At 61.4% G+C, this 18,432-nt stretch carries 16 protein-coding genes; all 16 read left to right on the top strand.

Annotation, left to right across the window (positions count from 1 at the left end):
- Positions 1–21 precede the first annotated feature (21 nt).
- On the top strand, positions 22–1,170 hold the full coding sequence (dnaJ, locus tag DXB53_RS02680; RefSeq protein ID WP_117583205.1) for a molecular chaperone DnaJ: 1,149 nt from the start codon (positions 22–24) through the stop codon (positions 1,168–1,170).
- 9 nt (positions 1,171–1,179) lie between these two features.
- Positions 1,180–2,472 (top strand): MiaB/RimO family radical SAM methylthiotransferase, encoded by a 1,293-nt coding sequence (locus DXB53_RS02675; RefSeq protein ID WP_117583204.1) that lies wholly within the window; start codon positions 1,180–1,182, stop codon positions 2,470–2,472.
- Positions 2,453–3,439, top strand: a complete 987-nt coding sequence (locus tag DXB53_RS02670) for a PhoH family protein (protein WP_117583203.1) — start codon at positions 2,453–2,455, stop codon at positions 3,437–3,439. The genes DXB53_RS02675 and DXB53_RS02670 overlap by 20 nt, the downstream gene beginning before the upstream one ends.
- Complete coding sequence (gene ybeY, locus DXB53_RS02665) at positions 3,436–3,945, top strand: rRNA maturation RNase YbeY (RefSeq protein WP_117583202.1); 510 nt, start codon at positions 3,436–3,438, stop codon at positions 3,943–3,945. The genes DXB53_RS02670 and ybeY overlap by 4 nt, the downstream gene beginning before the upstream one ends.
- Positions 3,946–3,954: 9 nt before the next feature.
- The gene (locus DXB53_RS02660) at positions 3,955–4,332 is read left to right on the top strand and encodes a diacylglycerol kinase family protein (RefSeq protein ID WP_099431794.1); all 378 of its coding nucleotides are present in this window, start codon (positions 3,955–3,957) and stop codon (positions 4,330–4,332) included.
- Positions 4,333–4,344: 12 nt separating this feature from the next.
- Positions 4,345–5,412, top strand: coding sequence for a GTPase Era (gene era / locus DXB53_RS02655; protein WP_187362360.1), 1,068 nt, complete (start codon positions 4,345–4,347; stop codon positions 5,410–5,412).
- Positions 5,413–5,427: 15 nt separating this feature from the next.
- On the top strand, positions 5,428–6,177 hold the full coding sequence (recO, locus tag DXB53_RS02650; RefSeq protein WP_117583201.1) for a DNA repair protein RecO: 750 nt from the start codon (positions 5,428–5,430) through the stop codon (positions 6,175–6,177).
- 138 nt (positions 6,178–6,315) lie between these two features.
- Complete coding sequence (rpsO, locus tag DXB53_RS02645; RefSeq protein ID WP_035138510.1) at positions 6,316–6,594, top strand: 30S ribosomal protein S15; 279 nt, start codon at positions 6,316–6,318, stop codon at positions 6,592–6,594.
- 149 nt (positions 6,595–6,743) lie between these two features.
- Positions 6,744–8,990: a polyribonucleotide nucleotidyltransferase gene (locus tag DXB53_RS02640; protein ID WP_117583200.1), complete on the top strand. Its 2,247-nt coding sequence runs from the start codon at positions 6,744–6,746 to the stop codon at positions 8,988–8,990.
- 374 nt (positions 8,991–9,364) lie between these two features.
- Positions 9,365–11,035, top strand: coding sequence for a ribonuclease J (locus tag DXB53_RS02635; protein ID WP_117583199.1), 1,671 nt, complete (start codon positions 9,365–9,367; stop codon positions 11,033–11,035).
- Position 11,036: 1 nt separating this feature from the next.
- Entirely contained in the window at positions 11,037–13,817 is a 2,781-nt protein-coding gene (locus DXB53_RS02630) for a DNA translocase FtsK (protein ID WP_233503785.1), read from the top strand.
- Positions 13,817–15,328, top strand: coding sequence for a helix-turn-helix transcriptional regulator (locus DXB53_RS02625; RefSeq protein ID WP_117583198.1), 1,512 nt, complete (start codon positions 13,817–13,819; stop codon positions 15,326–15,328). Before DXB53_RS02630 ends, DXB53_RS02625 begins: the two co-directional genes overlap by 1 nt.
- A 26-nt stretch (positions 15,329–15,354) precedes the next feature.
- Complete coding sequence (locus DXB53_RS02620; protein ID WP_117583197.1) at positions 15,355–15,852, top strand: YajQ family cyclic di-GMP-binding protein; 498 nt, start codon at positions 15,355–15,357, stop codon at positions 15,850–15,852.
- A gap of 26 nt (positions 15,853–15,878) precedes the next feature.
- Entirely contained in the window at positions 15,879–17,228 is a 1,350-nt protein-coding gene (gene rimO, locus DXB53_RS02615) for a 30S ribosomal protein S12 methylthiotransferase RimO (RefSeq protein WP_117583196.1), read from the top strand.
- Between the two features lie 99 nt (positions 17,229–17,327).
- Positions 17,328–17,876, top strand: coding sequence for a CDP-diacylglycerol--glycerol-3-phosphate 3-phosphatidyltransferase (gene pgsA / locus DXB53_RS02610; RefSeq protein ID WP_229071689.1), 549 nt, complete (start codon positions 17,328–17,330; stop codon positions 17,874–17,876).
- Between the two features lie 12 nt (positions 17,877–17,888).
- Positions 17,889–18,419: a CinA family protein gene (locus DXB53_RS02605; RefSeq protein ID WP_117583194.1), complete on the top strand. Its 531-nt coding sequence runs from the start codon at positions 17,889–17,891 to the stop codon at positions 18,417–18,419.
- Positions 18,420–18,432 lie beyond the last annotated feature (13 nt).

Raw genomic sequence — 18,432 nt, 5'->3', positions numbered from 1 at the left:
GAAAGTCGGAAGGATTCGGTCGTGTCGGAAAATAGGGATTACTACGAGGTGCTTGGCGTCGACAGGGATGCCGACGCGCGGACGATTAAGCGTGCGTTTCTAAAGAAGGCCCGTACCGTACATCCGGATGTTTCGGACGACCCCGAGGCCGAGGCCAAGTTCAAGGAGCTCAACGAGGCCTATTCCGTTCTTTCCGATGAGCAGAAGCGTGCTAACTACGACCGTTACGGCACTGCCGACGGCCCTGGTGGTTCGGGCTACGTCGATATCAACGATATCTTTGGTGGCATGGGCATGGACGACTTGTTCTCGTCGTTCTTTGGCGGCGGTGCCGGCGGTGGCGCCCGCAGCCGTCGTGAGCGTCGTCGCGGACGAGACATGGCCATCTCGCTTTCGGTGACGCTCGAGGAGGCGGCGCTCGGCTGCAAAAAGACAATCAGCTATGACCGCCTTGCTCCTTGCGAGGACTGCAATGGCACCGGTAGGGCAGAGGGCGCACAGGAAAAGCAGTGCGGCCGCTGCCACGGTACGGGCTACGTCACGACGGTTCAGCGTTCGTTTTTGGGCCAGGTTCAGTCTTCCTCGCCTTGCCCTGACTGCCATGGCGAGGGCACGGTTATCGACCATCCCTGCGAGACCTGCGACGGTCAGGGCCGCACGCCTTCGCATGAAAAGATTGACATCGATATTCCCGCCGGCGTTTCGACCGGTCGCCAGCTGCGTGTGAGCGGCTTTGGCGAGGCCGGCCTTCGCGGCGAGCCTTCGGGCGACCTGATTGTCAACGTGCGCGTTGCCGACCACGAGCGCTTTAAGCGCAACGGTGACGACCTGTACCTGGTGAGCGATATCTCGATTGCGCAGGCTGCGCTCGGCTGCGAGATCGAGGTCGGGGGCATTATGCCCGACGAGGTCGTTAAGGTGACGGTTCCCGCCGGCGCCCAGTACGGTGATACCGTGAGCGTCAATAATTACGGCATGCCTCGCATTGGCGGTGGCGGTTCGCGTGGCCGCCTGATCGTGCAACTGCGCGTGGTCGTTCCCACCAATCTTTCCAATAAGCAGCGCGAGCTGCTCCGTGCTTTTGCCGATGATATGGGCGATGACGTCGCTTCCGGTAAGAAGTCGGTGACCGACCGCATCAAGAGCGCCCTCGACGATATCCTCGATTAAGGAGCCCGCGTGCTCGCACCCCATATTTCCGTCGTCAACCTCGGCTGCCGTGTCAACCGGGTTGAGTCCGACCGTATCACTGCCGATCTTATGCGCCTGGGCTTCGCTATTGTGGAGCCCCAGGATGCCGATCTGATCGTCATTAACACTTGCGCCGTTACGGGCGAGGCCGAGGCCAAGACCCGTAAGGCCGTCCGTCATGCGCTGGCCCATCCAAACGAGCCCTATGTGGTCGTGACCGGATGCGTGGTCAATTTGCATCCCGAGGAGCTGTCGGAGCTTTCGGATCGCGTGATTGCCGAGCCGTCCAAGATAGATGTCGCCGAACGTGTATGCGAGGTGCTGGGTGTTGAGTCCGATAGCGTTCCCGCCTGCAGCGATGGCGAGGTGGTCGATGCGCTCGGTCGCTCTCGCCTGGGCGTGAAGATTCAGGATGGCTGCAACCATCGCTGCACCTATTGCATTGTGTGGAAGGCGCGCGGCCCCGAGCGCTCCGTGCCCGTCGAGTCCGTGCTCGAGCAAGTTCGCGAGGCCCAGGAGGCCGGCGTGCCCGAGGTGGTGCTGACCGGTGTGAACCTGGGTGCCTACGATGGCAAGAGCGCGACCGACGAGCACGTCGAAATCGATGAGCTGCTCGAGGCCATCATGGAGCGCACGACTATTGCGCATGTGCGCATTTCCTCGGTCGAGCCCATGGATATCTCCGAGCGCCTGCTTAAGGTTATGGCGCGCTTTCCGCAGCGTATCGCCCCGTTTTTGCACCTGCCCGTGCAGTCCGGCTGCACGGCGACCCTGCATCGCATGGGCCGTCCCTATAGTGCGGAGGCCTTTGAGGACACGGTGCGTATGATTCGCGCCAATCTGCCGCAGGCGTCCCTTTCGTGCGACGTCATCGTCGGTTTTCCCGGTGAGACGGACGAGGAGTTCGAGGAGTCGCTGGCGCTGTGCCGCCGTGTGGGTTTCTCGCGTATGCACGTGTTCCGCTACAGCAAGCGTCCCGGTACCCTTGCTGCCGACATGCCCGACCAGGTTCCGCCCGAGGTTATGGCCGAGCGCAGCCGCCGTATGCGGGCCGCTGCACAGGAGCTCGCTATTGCCGACGCTCGCCGTCGCGTGGGCACGGTCGAGCGTGCCGTGCTCGAGTATGGCGACAACCTGACGCTCGGCTCGTTCCATCATGCCCGTCTTGACGATACCTGTGGACTTACAGCCCCGTGCCTGCTCGATGTTGCTATCATCGGAGTCGATGATTCCGGCTTGGTCCATGCACGCAGGGAGGTTCATGGAAGCCTCGAAGATTAGACTTACCGTTCCCGAGGGGATTGATCCCTCGCGCGTTTTGGGCGCCGGCGACGGCGTCCTTCGTGCGCTCGAGAGCTTGGTTCGCGCTCATGTGGTCGCCCGTGGCGATAGCATCTCCGTGAGCGGCGACCCGGACGAGGTCGAACTCGTGGCGCGCTTTTTCGAGCACGCTTTTTGCGAGGCGGCCGCCGGGCGCACGCTGTCTGCCGACGATGTCTCTCGCTGCCTGGCCGTCTTGCGCGACGGTGAGCACGAGGCTACGTCGCTTCGCGATGACGTGCTGCTTTCGTATCGCGGCCGCGTCATTCGCCCCAAGACGCTCGGCCAAAAGCGCTATGTGGATGCCATCCGCACGCATACCATCACGTTTGGCCTGGGTCCTGCCGGCACCGGTAAGACCTATCTGGCCATGGCGCTCGCCGTTGCCGCGCTCAAGCGTCACGAGGTGGGCCGTCTGATCTTGACGCGTCCGGTTGTCGAGGCGGGGGAGAATCTGGGCTTTTTGCCCGGCACCCTCGAGGAAAAGATCGATCCCTACATGCGTCCGCTTTACGACGCCCTTTTTGACATGATGGATCGCGAGCGCACCGATGAGCTTATGGAGCGCGGCGTGATCGAGATCGCCCCGCTTGCCTACATGCGCGGCCGCACGCTGAGTGATGCCTTCGTGGTGCTCGACGAGGCACAAAATACCACGCCCGAGCAGATGAAGATGTTCCTGACGCGCCTGGGCTTCAACTCCAAGTTCGTGATTACCGGCGACCTGAGCCAGCGTGACCTGGTGGGTCGTCGTGGTGGCTTGGCGGATGTCGAGAAGATTTTGGGCCGTGTCGATGATGTCGCATTTTCGCACCTCGAGCGTGCCGACGTGGTGCGCCATGCCTTGGTGGGACGTATCGTCGAGGCATACGATACTTATGATGATGTGCGCGAGAAGCGCGTACGTGACCGAAAGGAGTCCCGTTGAGTGTATTGATCAGCAACGATGCCGAGCTCGATACGCTGCTCGACGCGCAGGAGGTGGAGCACATCTGCGAGGTTGTGCTTGCCGCCGAGGGCGTTGAGCGTGAAGTCGAGATTTCCCTTTCGTATGTCGACGAGGACGAGATGCACGAGCTCAACCACGAGTGGCGCGGTATCGACCGCACCACCGATGTGCTCTCGTTTGAATGCGACTCGGCCTTTGACGAGGATATTCCCGCCGACGAGACGCTCGAGCTCGGCGATATCATCTTGGCCCCGCAGGTTATTGCCCGTCAGGCCCCCGGTTTTGGCAATAGCCCCGCTGACGAGTGTCGTCTGATGCTCGTACACGGCATGCTGCACCTGCTGGGCTATGACCATATCGAGGACGACGAGGCCGAGGTCATGGAGGCCCGCGAGGACGCCATCCTGCGCGATCTGGCGCTCGAGCGCGGCGAGGACCCCAAGCTAGTCAACGTCGGCCCCATCACCAACCACGCCCACGACTAGGAGCCGTCTATGATTCCCGGATCGAACAAGGACCATCCGTCCTTCTTAAAGTCGTTTTCTTACGCTATGGAGGGCTTCGTCACCGCCGTCAAGACCGAGCGCAACATTAAGGTCATGCTCGTGGCGGGCGTGTGCACCGTCATTGCAGGCTGCATCGTGGGGCTCGACATTGCCGAGTGGGCCACGATTATCATCTGTTGCGGCCTGGTGATCCACGGCGAGCTTTGCAATACCGCCATGGAGGCCATCGTCGACCTGGCGACCCAGGAGCTCCATCCGCTGGCCAAGCGTGCGAAGGACATCGCTGCCGCCTCCGTATACGTTCTTTCCATCACCGCCGCGATTGTGGGCTTGCTGGTATTTGCCCACGCGCTCGGCTTTATTTAGAAAGGGATTCCCATGTCCGACAATATGCAGTCTACCGATGAGATTTTGGACGACGAGTCCCCGGATGCTAAGGCGACCGAGGCCTATGAGGAAGTCGAGGAGTTCGACCCGTTTGAGGGCATGAGCGACGAGGAGCTCGACGCCCTGTGCGATGAGGACGACAGCCTCGCGGGCTTTGGCGACGTTGAGCCCGGTTTCCGCAGTGGCTTCGTGGCCTTGGTCGGCCGCCCCAACGCCGGTAAGTCAACGCTGCTCAACGCCTGCTATGGCAAAAAGGTCGCCATCACCTCGCCGGTGGCCCAGACGACCCGCCGCCGCATGCGCGCCGTCGTCAACCGACCCGGCTACCAGCTGGTCTTTGTCGATACCCCGGGTATCCACAAGCCCAAGGACGGTCTAGGGTCCGAGCTGAACAAGAGCGCGCTGTTCGAGCTGAACGATGTCGATGTTGTCGCGTTTTTGATTGATGCCACCAAACCGATCGGCAGGGGAGACGCCTGGGTTGCCGAGCGTGTCAAGAATGCCCGTTCCAAGAAGGTCCTGGTGCTCACCAAGGCCGATGAAGCCGACCCCGCACAGGTCATGGAGCAGCTTAAGGCCGCCCACGAGCTTATGGAATATGACGACGAGATCGTGACGTCGTCGGTCAAGAACTTTAACGTCGATGCCTTCATCGAGACCGTTGCGCACTTTTTGCCCGAGGGTCCGCGTTGGTTCCCCGAGGACATGGGTACCGACGCTTCCGACGAGACGCTCGTTGCCGAGTTTGTGCGCGAAAAGGTCTTGCGCCGCACCCGTGATGAGATTCCGCACTCCGTTGGCGTTATTTGCGATGCGCTCGAGCAGACCAAGAAGGTGCTGCGTGTGCACGCCACCATTTATGTCGAGCGTGAGGGCCAAAAGGGCATCATCATCGGCAAGGGCGGCGAGATGATCAAGCATATCGGTATCGACGCCCGTCGCGATCTTGAGCGCATCTTTGGCACGCAGGTCTTTTTGGAGTTGGACGTGAAGGTCAAGGCCGGTTGGCGCGACGACGAGGCTCAGATTCGCCGTTTTGGCTACAACGCCGAGGACTAAGGACGCGCAGCGCGCATGGCAGGCTCCCGGACATATCGCACGAAGGTGCTCGTGCTCGACAAGACCAAGCTCAAAGAGACCGACCTGATCTTGACGATGCTTGACGAGCGGGGGCGGCAGGTTCGTGCCGTGGCAAAGGGCGCCCGCAAACCCGGCGGACGCCTGGCTGCGCGCTGCGATCTGTTCTGTACGGTAGATATGCTGCTCGCACATGGACGGTCACTCGACGTGGTTTCCCAGGCCGAGCTTATGGAGGCGCCGCTCGGCGTTGCGCCCGATTACGAGACGACCTGCGCCGCAAGCGCGATCGCCGAGGTCGCGCGCGTGTGCTCGTTCGAGGACGCCGAGGACCCGTTTACCTTTGCTATAACGCAGCGAGCGCTTGCCCTGGTGGGCAGCGGGCTCGACACGGCGCATATGGATCTACTTGTGGCGGCATATGTCTTTAAGCTGCTGTCGCACGTTGGCTATCGACCCGATTTTTCGGCCTGCGTGCTGTGCGGAGACCCCATGCTGTCGTATTTTTCGCCCCAGGCGGGCGGCCTCATGTGCGGGTCGTGCGCGTCGAGCGTTCCAGGTGCCGAACTGGTGTCGACCGGTGAGGCCGCATGGCTGCGCGCCCTCATGTCCATGACCTTCGATGCGCTTTTGGCCGAGCGAATCGACCCGCATACCGCAGCCTTTTTGCTGGGGCTTTCGCATGTTTGGGCTGCGACGCACACCGATCAGCGCCTCCGTGCGATGGAATTCATGTTGGGTCGGTGATGATGCGCAGGCGCGGGCTGCTTGTGGTAACATACCGACCTGTTGGTACCTCGACCTTGGTTGCTCGCTCCACCGGCGGCTTCCCAGTCCGAGGCGAATCGAGTCGCCCGATGGCGACGCAAAAAGAAAGGTGAAACAATGACTGTTTCCAAAGAGCGCAAGGCGGAGCTGACTGCCCAGTTCGGTAACACCCCGGTCGACACCGGCAACCCCAAGGTTCAGGTCGCCATCCTGTCCGAGCGCATCAAGGAGCTGACCGAGCATATGAAGTCCCATCAGAAGGACTTCCACACCCGTCGTGGTCTGCTCATGCTCGTCGGTCGTCGTCGTCGTCTTCTCTCCTACATCAAGAAGAACGACATCGTCGAGTACCGTGAGCTCATCAAGGCTCTGGGCATCCGCGACAACATCCAGTAGGATTTGTACATGCTAAGAGCGTCCTGCGCAGCGGGGCGCTCTTTTTGTGTAAGGGCGCGAACAATCACGCTCTGAAGCGTGGCGGGGGCAGGGGGTCCGCGTCACATGAGAAGCCCGCAGGCAAGGGGCCTGTGGGGTAAAGGAGAACAATGACACTCGTATCCAAGACCTTTGAGCTGTACGGCAAGACCTACACCTTTGAGTCGGGCGAGCTTGCCAAGCAGGCCACCGGCGCCTGCCTGGTCAAGCAGGGCGACACCACGATGCTCGATACCGTGGTCGTCTCCAAGGAGCGCAAGAACTATGACTTCTTCCCGCTGACCGTCGACTTCAACGAGAAGATGTACGCTGCCGGCCGCATCCCGGGTGGCTACCTCAAGCGTGAGGGCCGTCCCAGCGAGAAGGCCACGCTCACCGCGCGCATGATCGACCGTCCGATTCGCCCGAGCTTCCCGGACGGCTTCCGCAACGAGGTGCACATCGTCGCTACCTCGCTTGTCGCCGACCAGGTCAACCCCTTTGACGTCATCAACGTCATGGGTGCTTCCCTGGCCATGACGCTCGGCGGCGTGCCCTTCGAGGGTCCGCTTGCCTGTGTACGCATCGGCCGCAACGTGGAGACCGGCGAGTTTATCGTCAACCCCACTTATGAGGAGCGCGAGAACTCCGACCTGGACCTGGAGCTGGGCGGCTCTGCCGACTTCATCTCGATGGTCGAGGCCGGCGCCGAGGAGATCTCCGAGGACGACATGCTCGCCGCTATGAAGTTTGGCCAGGAGGCCCTCGCTGCTTTCTGCCAGGCTCAGGATGAGTTCGTCGCCGAGTGGGAGCAGGTCAACGGCCCCATCGTCAAGAAGGAGTACCCGCTCGACCAGCCCGTCGAGGAGGTCCAGGAGCGCATCTTCGCCCACTACGACGAGATGGCAGCCGCCTTGCGCGACGCCGACAAGCTCTCCCGTATCGGCAAGGTCGAGGCTCTGAAGGAGTCCATCCGCGCCGAGTTCACCGAGGAGGAGCAGGCTGCTTGGGAGCGCGAGATCCCCGTGGCGCTCAAGAAGCTCGAGAAGAAGGCCATGCGCACTATGGTCGTCGAGACCGGCGAGCGCGTCGACGGCCGTGCCGCCGACGAGATCCGTCCCATCATGGTGAAGGACAACTACCTGCCGCTCGTTCACGGCTCCGGTCTGTTCCAGCGCGGCCAGACCCAGGTGCTCTCCGTCCTGTCGCTCGGCATGCTCAACGAGGGCCAGCGTCTGGATACCATCGAGCCCACCGAGGGTAAGCGCTACATGCACCACTACAACTTCCCGCCGTTCTGCACCGGCGAGACCGGCCGCATGGGCAGCCCCAAGCGTCGCGAGATCGGTCACGGCAATCTGGCAGAGCGCGCTCTGCTTCCGGTGCTTCCCGACGAGAACGAGTTCCCCTACGCCATCCGCGTCGTCTCCGAGGTCATGGAGTCCAACGGCTCCTCTTCGATGGCTTCGACCTGCGGCTCCACGCTCGCCCTTATGGACGGCGGCGTGCCCATTAAGCGCCCGGTCTCCGGTATCGCCATGGGCCTGATCCAGGAGGAGGGTAAGACCGTGGTCCTGTCCGACATCCAGGGTCTCGAGGACTTCCTGGGCGACATGGACTTTAAGGTCACCGGCACCACCGAGGGCATCACCGCCCTGCAGATGGACAACAAGGCCACCGGCCTCACCTTCGACATCCTGGCCCGCGCCCTGCAGCAGGCCAAGGAGGGTCGCGCCTTCATCCTGCAGAAGATGCTCGATGTGATCCCCGAGCCGCGCCACACCACACGCAGCACCGCTCCGCGCATCGTCTCCATCCAGGTCCCGACCGACAAGATCCGCGACGTCATCGGTTCCGGCGGTAAGGTCATCCGCGGTATTCAGGACGAGACCGGCGCTTCGGTCGACATCCAGGAGGACGGCACCGTCTTTGTCGGCGGCACCGGCGAGTCCGTGGACCAGGCCGTCGAGCGCATCAAGCTCATCATCAAGGTTCCCGAGCCGGGCGAGGAGTACACCGGTCGCGTGGTCTCCATCCAGCCCTTCGGCGCCTTCGTCAACCTGCTGCCCGGTAAGGACGGCCTGCTGCACATCTCCCGCGTCGCCAAGGGCCGCGTGGAGAAGGTCGAGGACGTCCTCAATGTGGGCGACGAGGTCAAGGTCGTCGTCATCGAAGTCGATGACCGCGGCAAGATTTCGCTCGATCGTCTGGATAAGCCCGAGGCCCCGGCTCGCGCCGAGGGTTCCTCCGAGGGCGACGGCGAGCACTTCCAGCGCCGTGAGCGTCCGCGTCGCGAGCGTTCCGAGCGCAGCGACCGTCCGCGCCGTCCCGGTGACAACGGAGGCCGCAAGCCCCGCCGTCACCACGACGCCGAGTAACAGCCGTACATAAGCAGCTCATGCAAGGGCGACTCCTAAGGGGTCGCCCTTTTGTTTGCGCCCGGGAGGGCCGCATATGAAGTTTCCTGCTCTACAGTCCTGCGCAAGACGGAAAGCACATTAAGTGCTTTCCTTTGCGTGCGGAACTCGCGATAAACTTCATCAGCGCCCGCCCCACGGGAAACCGGCGGGATAGACCAGTTCAGATGGGGCTTTGATGCATGGGTGGTCTGTTGTTGTGCAAATGGGTATCATACTGTGGTTATTGCATCGACTCTGCGATGCATATTTGTACGTTCCCGACGGTCGGTTTGCCAGAAGCGCCCCGTCGGTTGTTTCAGACCCGTTTCGAAGAAAGGAAACAACACTAACCTATGGCAGCTAAAAAATCATCTCCCTTGAAGATCATCCCGCTCGGCGGCCTTGACGGCATCGGCAAGAACATGACGGTCTTCGAGTGCGGCGACGACATGGTGCTCGTCGACGCCGGCCTCATGTTCCCGGATGACTCCCAGCCCGGTATCGACCTGGTGCTTCCCGACTACACCTATGTTTTGGAGAACGAGGAAAAGCTCCGCGGTATCGTCGTCACCCACGGCCACGAGGACCACACCGGTTCGCTTCCGTATCTGCTGCAGGACCTCAACAACAAGGTGCCCATCTTTTCGAGCAAGCTGACGCTTGGCTTTATCGAGGGTAAGCTTTCTGAGTTCCGCATCCGCGCACCCAAGTTCCGCGAGGTCAAGGGCGGCAGCCATGTCAACCTCGGCGGCATCTCGCTCGACTTCTTCTCGATGACGCACTCCATCCCCGGCGCTCTGGGCGTGTTCATCCGCACCAATCAGGGCACCGTTATGCACACCGGCGACTTTAAGCTCGACCAGACGCCCATCGACGGCGTCACGCCCGACTATGCCGCTATCAGCCGCTTTGCCAAGCAGGGCATCGACCTGTTGCTGTCCGACTCCACCAATGCCACGGTTCCCGGCTTTACCAAGTCCGAGGCCGAGGTTGGTCCCAACCTGCTACATGCCATCAAGAACGCCCTGGGTCGCGTGTTCGTCGCTTCGTTCTCGAGCCATATCCATCGTTTGCAGCAGATCTGCGATGCCGCCCGCAAGTGCGGTCGTAAGGTCGTTGTGACCGGTCGTTCCATGCTCACCAACACCCGCGTCGCGCGCGAGCTGGGCTACCTCAACATCGACGATGCCGATATCATCGATGCCTTCGATATCGATAACCTGCCCGACGACAAGATCGTCGTCATGTGCACCGGTTCGCAGGGCGAGCCGCTGTCGGCCCTGTCCCGCATGGCCAATGGCGAGCACAAGACGCTCTCTATCCACGAGGGCGATACCGTCATCCTCTCGGCAACTCCCGTTCCCGGCAACGAGAAAGCCGTCCAGCAGGTCGTCAACAGCCTGGCCAAGCTCGGCTGCGACGTGTGGGATAAGAACCGCGCTCTTGTCCACGTCTCGGGCCACGGTAGCCAGGAGGAGCTCAAGCTCCTGATGGCCATGGCCAAGCCCACGTACTTTATGCCGGTTCACGGTGAGGCCGTGCATCTGCGCGCCCATGCCCAGCTTGCCCGCAAGATGGGCATCAAGGACGATCATATCTTTATCCTCGATAACGGCGACACGCTCGAGATGCGCGGCGGTATCGTCAAGCGCGGTACGCCCGTCGAGTCCGGCGTCGTCTACGTCGACGGCCTTCGTATCGGCGATACCGACCCCATCGTCTTGCGCGATCGTCAGAAGCTCGCCAATGACGGTATGGTTACCGCTGTTGCCATCGTCTCGCTTAAACACAAGAAGATCGAGGCCATCGAGTTCTCGGGCCGCGGCGTCTCGTTTGCCATCGACGACCAGTTCTCTGAGGATGCCTCCGCGTCCATCATGAAGACGATCGAGAAGGGCAAGTTCAGCTTTACGAGCAGCGGTTCCGATGCCATTCGCAAGGCCGTGCGCGACTCACTCTCTAACTTTATCTGGAGCCGTACGCGCACTCGTCCGATGATCATCCCGGTCGTCATGGAGGTTTAGTTTGGCGCGCGGATCTGCACAAAACGCCAAAGGCAATAAAGCCAACAACCAACCGGCATCTGCTAAGGGTGCCGGTTCCCATCTTCGTGCCAATAAAGGTCACGAGGCCGACTTCGACGATTTTGAGCCCCTGGTCGAGCCTTCGGCCAACCGCGATATCGCCGGCGTGGTCATTGCCGTTTTGGCGATTGCGTCCTTCATTGCCGTGATTTCGCCGGCGACCGCACCCGTTACGGCTGCGGTTGCCGGTTTCTACCACCTGGGCTTTGGTCTGGGCGCCTACGTGCTGCCGATTGTCATTTTGCTGTTTGCCGCCACGCTCTTTTTAGGCGAGGATTCGCCGCTCAACGTGCGCTCTGTTGCGGGCGGTGCCGTGGTCTTTATCGCCGTCGTCTCCATTCTTTCGCTGATGGTGCCGGGTACGAGCGACTCGTGCGACCTTATGTTCACGCTGCAAAACCTGTCCGCCTCGGGTGGCTACATCGGTGCGTTTATTGCGAGTGCATTGCAGAATGCCCTGGGTAAGCCTATCGCAATGGTGGTCCTATTGGGTCTGGCCGTCGTTGGCTTTGTCATCATCGGCTTTTCGGTGGGCGGCGTTTTGCGCTCTGCCCGCGACCGTGCGGCCGATTTTGCCGAGCGCCGTCGTGCCGACGTCAACGCGAGTCCGTGGGGTGACGACGAAGCCCTGTCGGTGCCCGGCGTTGCCCGTCCGCACCTGAGCATTCTTCGTCAAAAGGGCTCCGATATGGCCGTGACCACGGTGATGGGCAACGATGATGACCTGGTTTTGGACGATGACGACGAGGACGAGGATCCGTTTGTCGACGTGTCCGATGCCGTGGAGGCCGAGCGCGCCAAGACGACGCTGCTGCCGCGCCGTCATGCCAAGAAGAGCAAGACGGCTCCCAAGCTCAATACGAGTGAACCCGACCCGTCTTGGTCCGAGAGCGAGATTGAGCTTACCGAGGGCGATGACGAGGACGACGAGGCTCCGATCGAGACTGCCAAGACGACCTTGCTGCCGCGTCGCCATGCCAGGCGCGGCCAGGTGACCGGCCAGCTTTCGATGGAGGACGATCCGGACAAGGTCGACGAGTCCGAGCCGCCGTTTGCCGTGAATCCCGTCTCGGCCGCCCCTCAAATTCCTGATTTCCTCAAGCATCCCAAGGTTGCCGATGCGTCTGTTGCGAGCGCTGCCGAGGCGTCTACTTCGAGCGATGGGGGAGCGGACAATGCCCCCGCGGATAACGAGGGCGAAGAAGAGGACGGCCTTAAGCTTCCGCCGCTCGAAATCCTGCATGCAAACCCTCAGTCCGCTTCTGCCGCATCTTCGGACAAGGAGCTGGAACAGACCGCCGAGTCGCTGCAGTCCACGCTGCTTGAGTTTGGCCGTAGCGCTCGCGTTGTCGGCTGGATTGCCGGCCCCACGGTGACGACTTTTAAGCTGCAGCCCGGCGAGGGTGAGCGCGTGAGCAAGATTTCGAGCCTTGAGGACGACATCGCGCTGTCGCTTGCTGCTCAGTCCGTGCGTATCTTTGCCCCGATTCCCGGCACCTCGCTCGTGGGTATCGAGATCCCCAATCGCAAGCGTCAGAACGTCAACTTGGGCGACGTGCTGCCCTATGTTAAGGGCGGTCCGCTTGAGCTTGCCATCGGCCGCGACGCCGAGGGCACGCCGGTCGTCGCCGACCTCGCCAAGATGCCCCACCTGCTGATCGCCGGTACCACGGGTTCCGGTAAGTCGGTCATGATCAACTCCATCATCACGACCCTGCTCATGCGCGCCCTTCCCGAGGACGTTCGCTTGATCATGGTCGACCCCAAGCGCGTCGAGCTCGCAGGCTATAACGGCCTGCCGCATCTTTACGTGCCCGTAGTGACCGAGCCCAAGCAGGCCGCGAGCGCCTTGCAGTGGGCGGTGTCCGAAATGGAGCGCCGCCTGAAGGTCTTCGAGCGCCTCAACGTGCGCAAGATCTCGACCTATAACGAAAAGCAGGCCGCCGGCGAGTTTGAGCATTACGATAACCCGCCGCAAAAGATGCCCTACCTGGTCATCATCATCGACGAGCTTTCGGACCTGATGATGGTCGCCGGCAAGGACGTCGAGGCCTCGATTGTGCGTATCGCCCAGCTGGGCCGTGCCGCCGGTATCCACCTTATCGTGGCGACCCAGCGTCCGAGCTCTAACGTGGTGACGGGCCTCATCAAGGCAAACATTACCAACCGTATCGCCTTCAACGTCGCAACGGGCATCGACTCCCGCGTCATCATTGACCAGATGGGTGCCGAAAAGCTCACCGGCTTGGGTGACATGCTGTTCTCAAAGGTCGACTGGGGCAAGCCCCGCCGCATCCAGGGCTGCTTTGTTTCGGATGACGAGATCAACGAGATTGTCGAGTTCGTTAAGTCGCAAAGCGAGCCCGACTACCATGAGGAGATCCTGTCGGCTGTGGCACCTGCCTCCATGTCCATGGCAGGTGGCGGCGGCATCGTGCGAACCGGCGTTGCCGAGCCTCAGGACGACGATCCGCTTATCTGGGAAGCCGCTCATATTGTGGTGGAATCGCAGCTGGGCTCCACATCTGGCCTGCAACGCCGCCTGAAGGTTGGCTATGCGCGCGCCGGGCGTATTATGGACATGCTGGAAGAAAAGGGTGTCGTCGGACCGCCCGACGGTTCCAAGCCGCGCGAGGTTCTGCTGGATGAAGAAGGCCTTGCCACGCTGGAATCCGTCGACGCCGAGATGGCACGTGAAGATCGTGAGTTTGGAGGATTCTGATGGCTGCACGCTTTGGTGACATGCTGCTCGAGCAGCGTCGCCGAATGGGCCTTTCCATTCAGCAGGTCGCCAACACCATCAAAATCAGGCCGCAGATCATCGAGTTTTTCGAGAATGGCAATTTTGCATCGATGCCTCCGCGCGGCTATGCGCAGGGCATGATTTCGAGCTATGCGCGCTTTTTGGGCCTCAATCCGCGGGAGGTCGTCAACGCTTATTTTGACGATCTGATGGCATATGAGCGCGAGACGTCGCAGCAGGGCGGTCGTTTTCAGGACGCCGCCGGCTACGTCAATTCGCGTTCCTCGGTCGACAACGGCCGCTTCCTGATGGTTCAGGGCGGGCGTTCGACGCGTTATGGCCAGCGCCCTCAGCAGGCTGGCTATGTTACCGAAACGGGCTCGAGCGAGGAGATTCGTTCCCAGCGCGATCGTTTTCGCAGCACGCCGGCGCCCGAGGAGCGCGCACTCCCCGCTGCCCGCGGTGTCGCACGTGACCCTCGTGCCGGCTACGGCGATGGTGGTTATTCCGATCGCGGTTGCCGTGGTGTCTCTACCGGACGCTCTCGCGGTGGCTATGCGGACGCCGATGCCACGCAGGTGACGCCGCGTCTTCGCTCTCAATCACAGCCGTATGACCAGCGCTCTTCGGCTCCGCGTTCGGGCCAGCGTGGCTATCAAGGCCGCGGTGAACTTGCGCCCCGCTCGGGTCAGCGCAGCCTTCAGGGCCAGGGCGGCTATCGCGGCCGTTCCGATAGCAATCGCGGTCGTATGCCTCAGGGAGGCGGCCGCAGCAGTTCCGGTCGTGGACGCGGCGGATCCCGTACTCCTCAAAACAACGGGCTCGATCCGCGTATCGTCTACGCCGGCATCGGCGCCGTGGCATTGCTGCTGATTGTGCTCATCGTGGTGCTTCTGCGCGGCTGCGCATCTTCGACGCCCGAGACCACGCCCGAGACGCCCGCTGCCACCAAGACGACGACTAAGAAGTCTTCTAAGAAGACCGAAACGGTCGACGAGGACGAAGACACCGATGAGGCGACGGATGAGTCGACTGATTCGGACGCTACCAAGACGACGGCCAAGAAGGAAGAGAGCGAGGTCACGAAGGTCAAGGTCTCCGTTGCCAAGGGAAAGACCGCGTGGATTGAGGTCAAGGTCGACGGCAAGTCGGTCTATGGCGCCCAGGCGACTGGCCCCTTTGAGCAGGAGTATACGCCCGAGTCCTCGATCGAGATCACCACGTCCAAGCCTTCCGATGTCACCGTTACCAAGAACGGTGAAAAGGTCCGTTACGATACCAAGACCTCGGGCGTGGCGCGCGTGACGATCACCGTTCCCAAGAAGGAGACGTCTGATTCCGAGAATGGTGAAAGTTCTGATGGTACCGACACCACCGATGGTACCGATACCACCGACGGTACCGATGCCCAGTCCACGGATGGCGCCGATACCGCAACTGACGGTCAGACACCCACCGATTCTACCGACAATTCGTACGATAGCTACTAGGCCGCTCGTACGCGAAAGGAAACATCATGGCTAAAGATTCAAGCTTCGACGTCGTGTCCGAGGTCAATATGCAGGAGGTCGACAATGCCTTCCAGCAGACCACGCGCGAGATTTCCCAGCGCTATGACCTCAAGGACTCCGGCGCCACCATCGAGCTTTCGAAGGGCGACAAACTCTTTACGATCAACGCCCCGGCCGACTTTGTCTCCAAGCAGATCATCGATGTCCTGAGCTCCAAGCTCATCAAGCGTGGCATCGATCTTAAGGCTGTGTCCTGGGATGCGCCTCAGGCTGCCTCGGGCGGCACCGTGCGCGTGCTCGGTCACATCGTCGAGGGTATCGACCAGACGACTGCCAAGAAGATCAATAAGGACATTAAGGATCAGAAGCTCAAGGTCAAGGTGACGATTGAGGCCGACAAACTGCGTGTTTCCTCTGCTTCCAAGGATGCGCTGCAGGCCGTGATCCAGTTCCTGCGCGACCAGGACTACGGTCAGCCGCTGCAGTTCACCAACTACCGCTAATTCATTCGAAAGGACTGCTCTCCAACATGGATACACCGTTGGGCTCCGTGCTCTACATCACCCTCGGGTGCGCTAAGAACGAGGTTGACACCGACCGCATGCGTTCTCTTTTGACCGCCGCGGGCTACGAGGAGGCATTCGACCCGCAGGATGCCGATATCGCCATCGTCAATACATGCTCGTTCCTCGCCTCCGCAACGTCCGAGAGCATCGAGACCACGCTCGAGCTCGCCAACGAGGTTCAGGACGGCGTTCGTTCTTGCCCCATCGTCATGTGCGGCTGTGTGCCGTCGCGCTATGGCGACGATCTGCCCGATGAGCTGCCCGAGGTCGCTGCCTTTGTGAAGGCCGACGAGGAGGATGGCATCGTGGCGGTCATCGATGGCGTGCTGGGCGTCGAGCGCGAGATTGCCGTCTATATTCCGCAGGTCAAGCGCACCGTCGAGGGCGCTGTCGCCTACGTCAAGATCTCCGATGGCTGCAACCGCTTCTGTAGCTTCTGCATGATCCCGTATATTCGCGGTCGCTATCATTCGCGCAATGCCGAGAGCATTATCTCCGAGGTGCGCGACCTGGTTGCCGGCGGTGTGCGCGAGATCGTGCTGATCGGCCAGGACACGGGTATTTGGGGCACCGACTTTGCTGACGAGGATGTCGCCGAGGGCTCGCCGCGCAATCTGGCGCAGCTGCTGCGTGCCGTCGCCGAGGCCGTGCGTCCGCACAACGTCTGGGTCCGTGTGCTCTACCTGCAGCCCGAGGGCATGACTGACGAGCTCATTGAGACCATTCGTGATACGCCCGAGGTGCTGCCCTATATCGATATCCCCGTGCAGCACTGCGACGCGCGCATCCTCAAGGCTATGCGCCGTTCTGGTTCGCGCCAGGAGCTCGAGGACCTGTTCCGCGATCTGCGTGAGCGCATCCCCGGCATCGTGATCCGTTCCACGGCCATGGTCGGCTTCCCGACCGAGACCGACGACGAGTTCCGCGACCTTATCGACTTTATGGACACCGTCGGCTTCGACTACACGAGCGTCTTTGCCTACTCGCAGGAGGAGGGCAGCCTGGCCGCCAAGATGGAGGGCCAGGTCGACGAAGAGGTCAAGCTCGAGCGCGCCCAGGAGGCCATGGACCTGGCCGAGTCGCTCGGTTTTGCTGCAACTGCCGCACATGTGGGCGAGCGCGCCCAGGTGATTGTCGACGGTATCGAAGAGACCGAAGACGGCGCCGAGCTGATCGGACATGCCTGGTTCCAGGCGCCTGATTCCGATGGCGCGGTGCATCTGGATGCCAGCGAGGCATCTGTGGGCGATATTCTGACGGTCGAGTTTACCGATAGCTTCTGCTATGAGCTTATCGGCCATGTTGTGGAGTAGGAGAGCGTCGTGGCAAACGAGAGCAATAAGGAACTGACGAGTGTTTGGACGCCCGCCAACATCGTGACGTGCGTTCGCATCGTCTTTATCCCGGTGTTCATGATCGTGTCGGCGCTTTCTCACACGAGTGTTGCCGGTACAGATTGGAGCACCTTCGACGGCCCGCTCGCCGCCGCTGCCTTCATTCTGTACGTCATCCTGTCGTGCACCGATAAGGTTGACGGCTACCTGGCGCGCTCGCGCAACGAGATTACCGACTTCGGTAAATTCTTGGACCCCATCGCCGACAAGCTGCTCGTATTCTCGGCCCTGCTGCTATTCTTGGACTTTGGTGCCGTGTCGGTTTGGTCCGTGTTCATCATCTTGTTCCGCGAGCTGCTGGTAAGCGCCCTGCGCATGGTCGCTAGTGCCGCCGGCGTTGTCGTTGCGGCCGATAAGCTCGGCAAGTACAAGACGGCGACCACGATGGTCTCCATCTGCGGTTACCTGTGCGTCTTTGCGATGGCCGGCTTGCACCTTGGCCCGCTGGCGCTGACGCTCGGCATCTACTCGGTGTCGCGTTTCCTGTACGCCGTTGCCGTTGTCCTGACCGTTATCTCGGGCGCCCAGTACTTCTGGAACTGCCGCAAGATCGTCTTTTCGGTCTAGGTCCTAGTGGGTATGACGGACTCTTTTGAGCAGATTTCCGCACATAACGAGGGGCTGGCGCGCGATATTGTCGAGCGCGCGAGCGCTCGGGGCGTGACGGTTTCGACGGCTGAGTCGCTGACAGCAGGTATGATCTCCTCGACGATTGCCGATATCCCGGGCGCCTCGGCGGTGCTGCGTGGCGGTGCGGTGACCTACTGCGATGAGATCAAGCATCGCGTTTTGGGTGTTGATCAGGAGACGCTCGACCGCTATACCGCGGTGTCGCATCAGACCGCGCGCGAGATGGCGGCGGGTTCGCTGGAGCTGTACCAGAGCGATATTGCAGTGAGCGCAACGGGTTATGCCGGCCCCGGCGGTGGCACTGAGGACGATCCGGCTGGCACTTTCTATATTGGCTGGGCGTATCGCGCGGCTGATGGGGAAGTGCCGGTCGTGGACTCTGTGCGCTGCCACTATGAGGGCGACCGTTCGTGTGTTCGTGCCCATGCGGTCGCGGAGGCATTGGGACGCATTGCCCTTGTGCTCAACTCTATGGAATAGACGTGTTTTAAGG

Origin of the sequence: Collinsella sp. OM04-5, from assembly GCF_003439125.1 — a bacterium.
Taxonomy (GTDB): domain Bacteria; phylum Actinomycetota; class Coriobacteriia; order Coriobacteriales; family Coriobacteriaceae; genus Collinsella.
The sequence above is the reverse complement of the archived record's forward strand: the minus strand, read 5'-3'. Positions and strand labels throughout refer to the sequence as shown.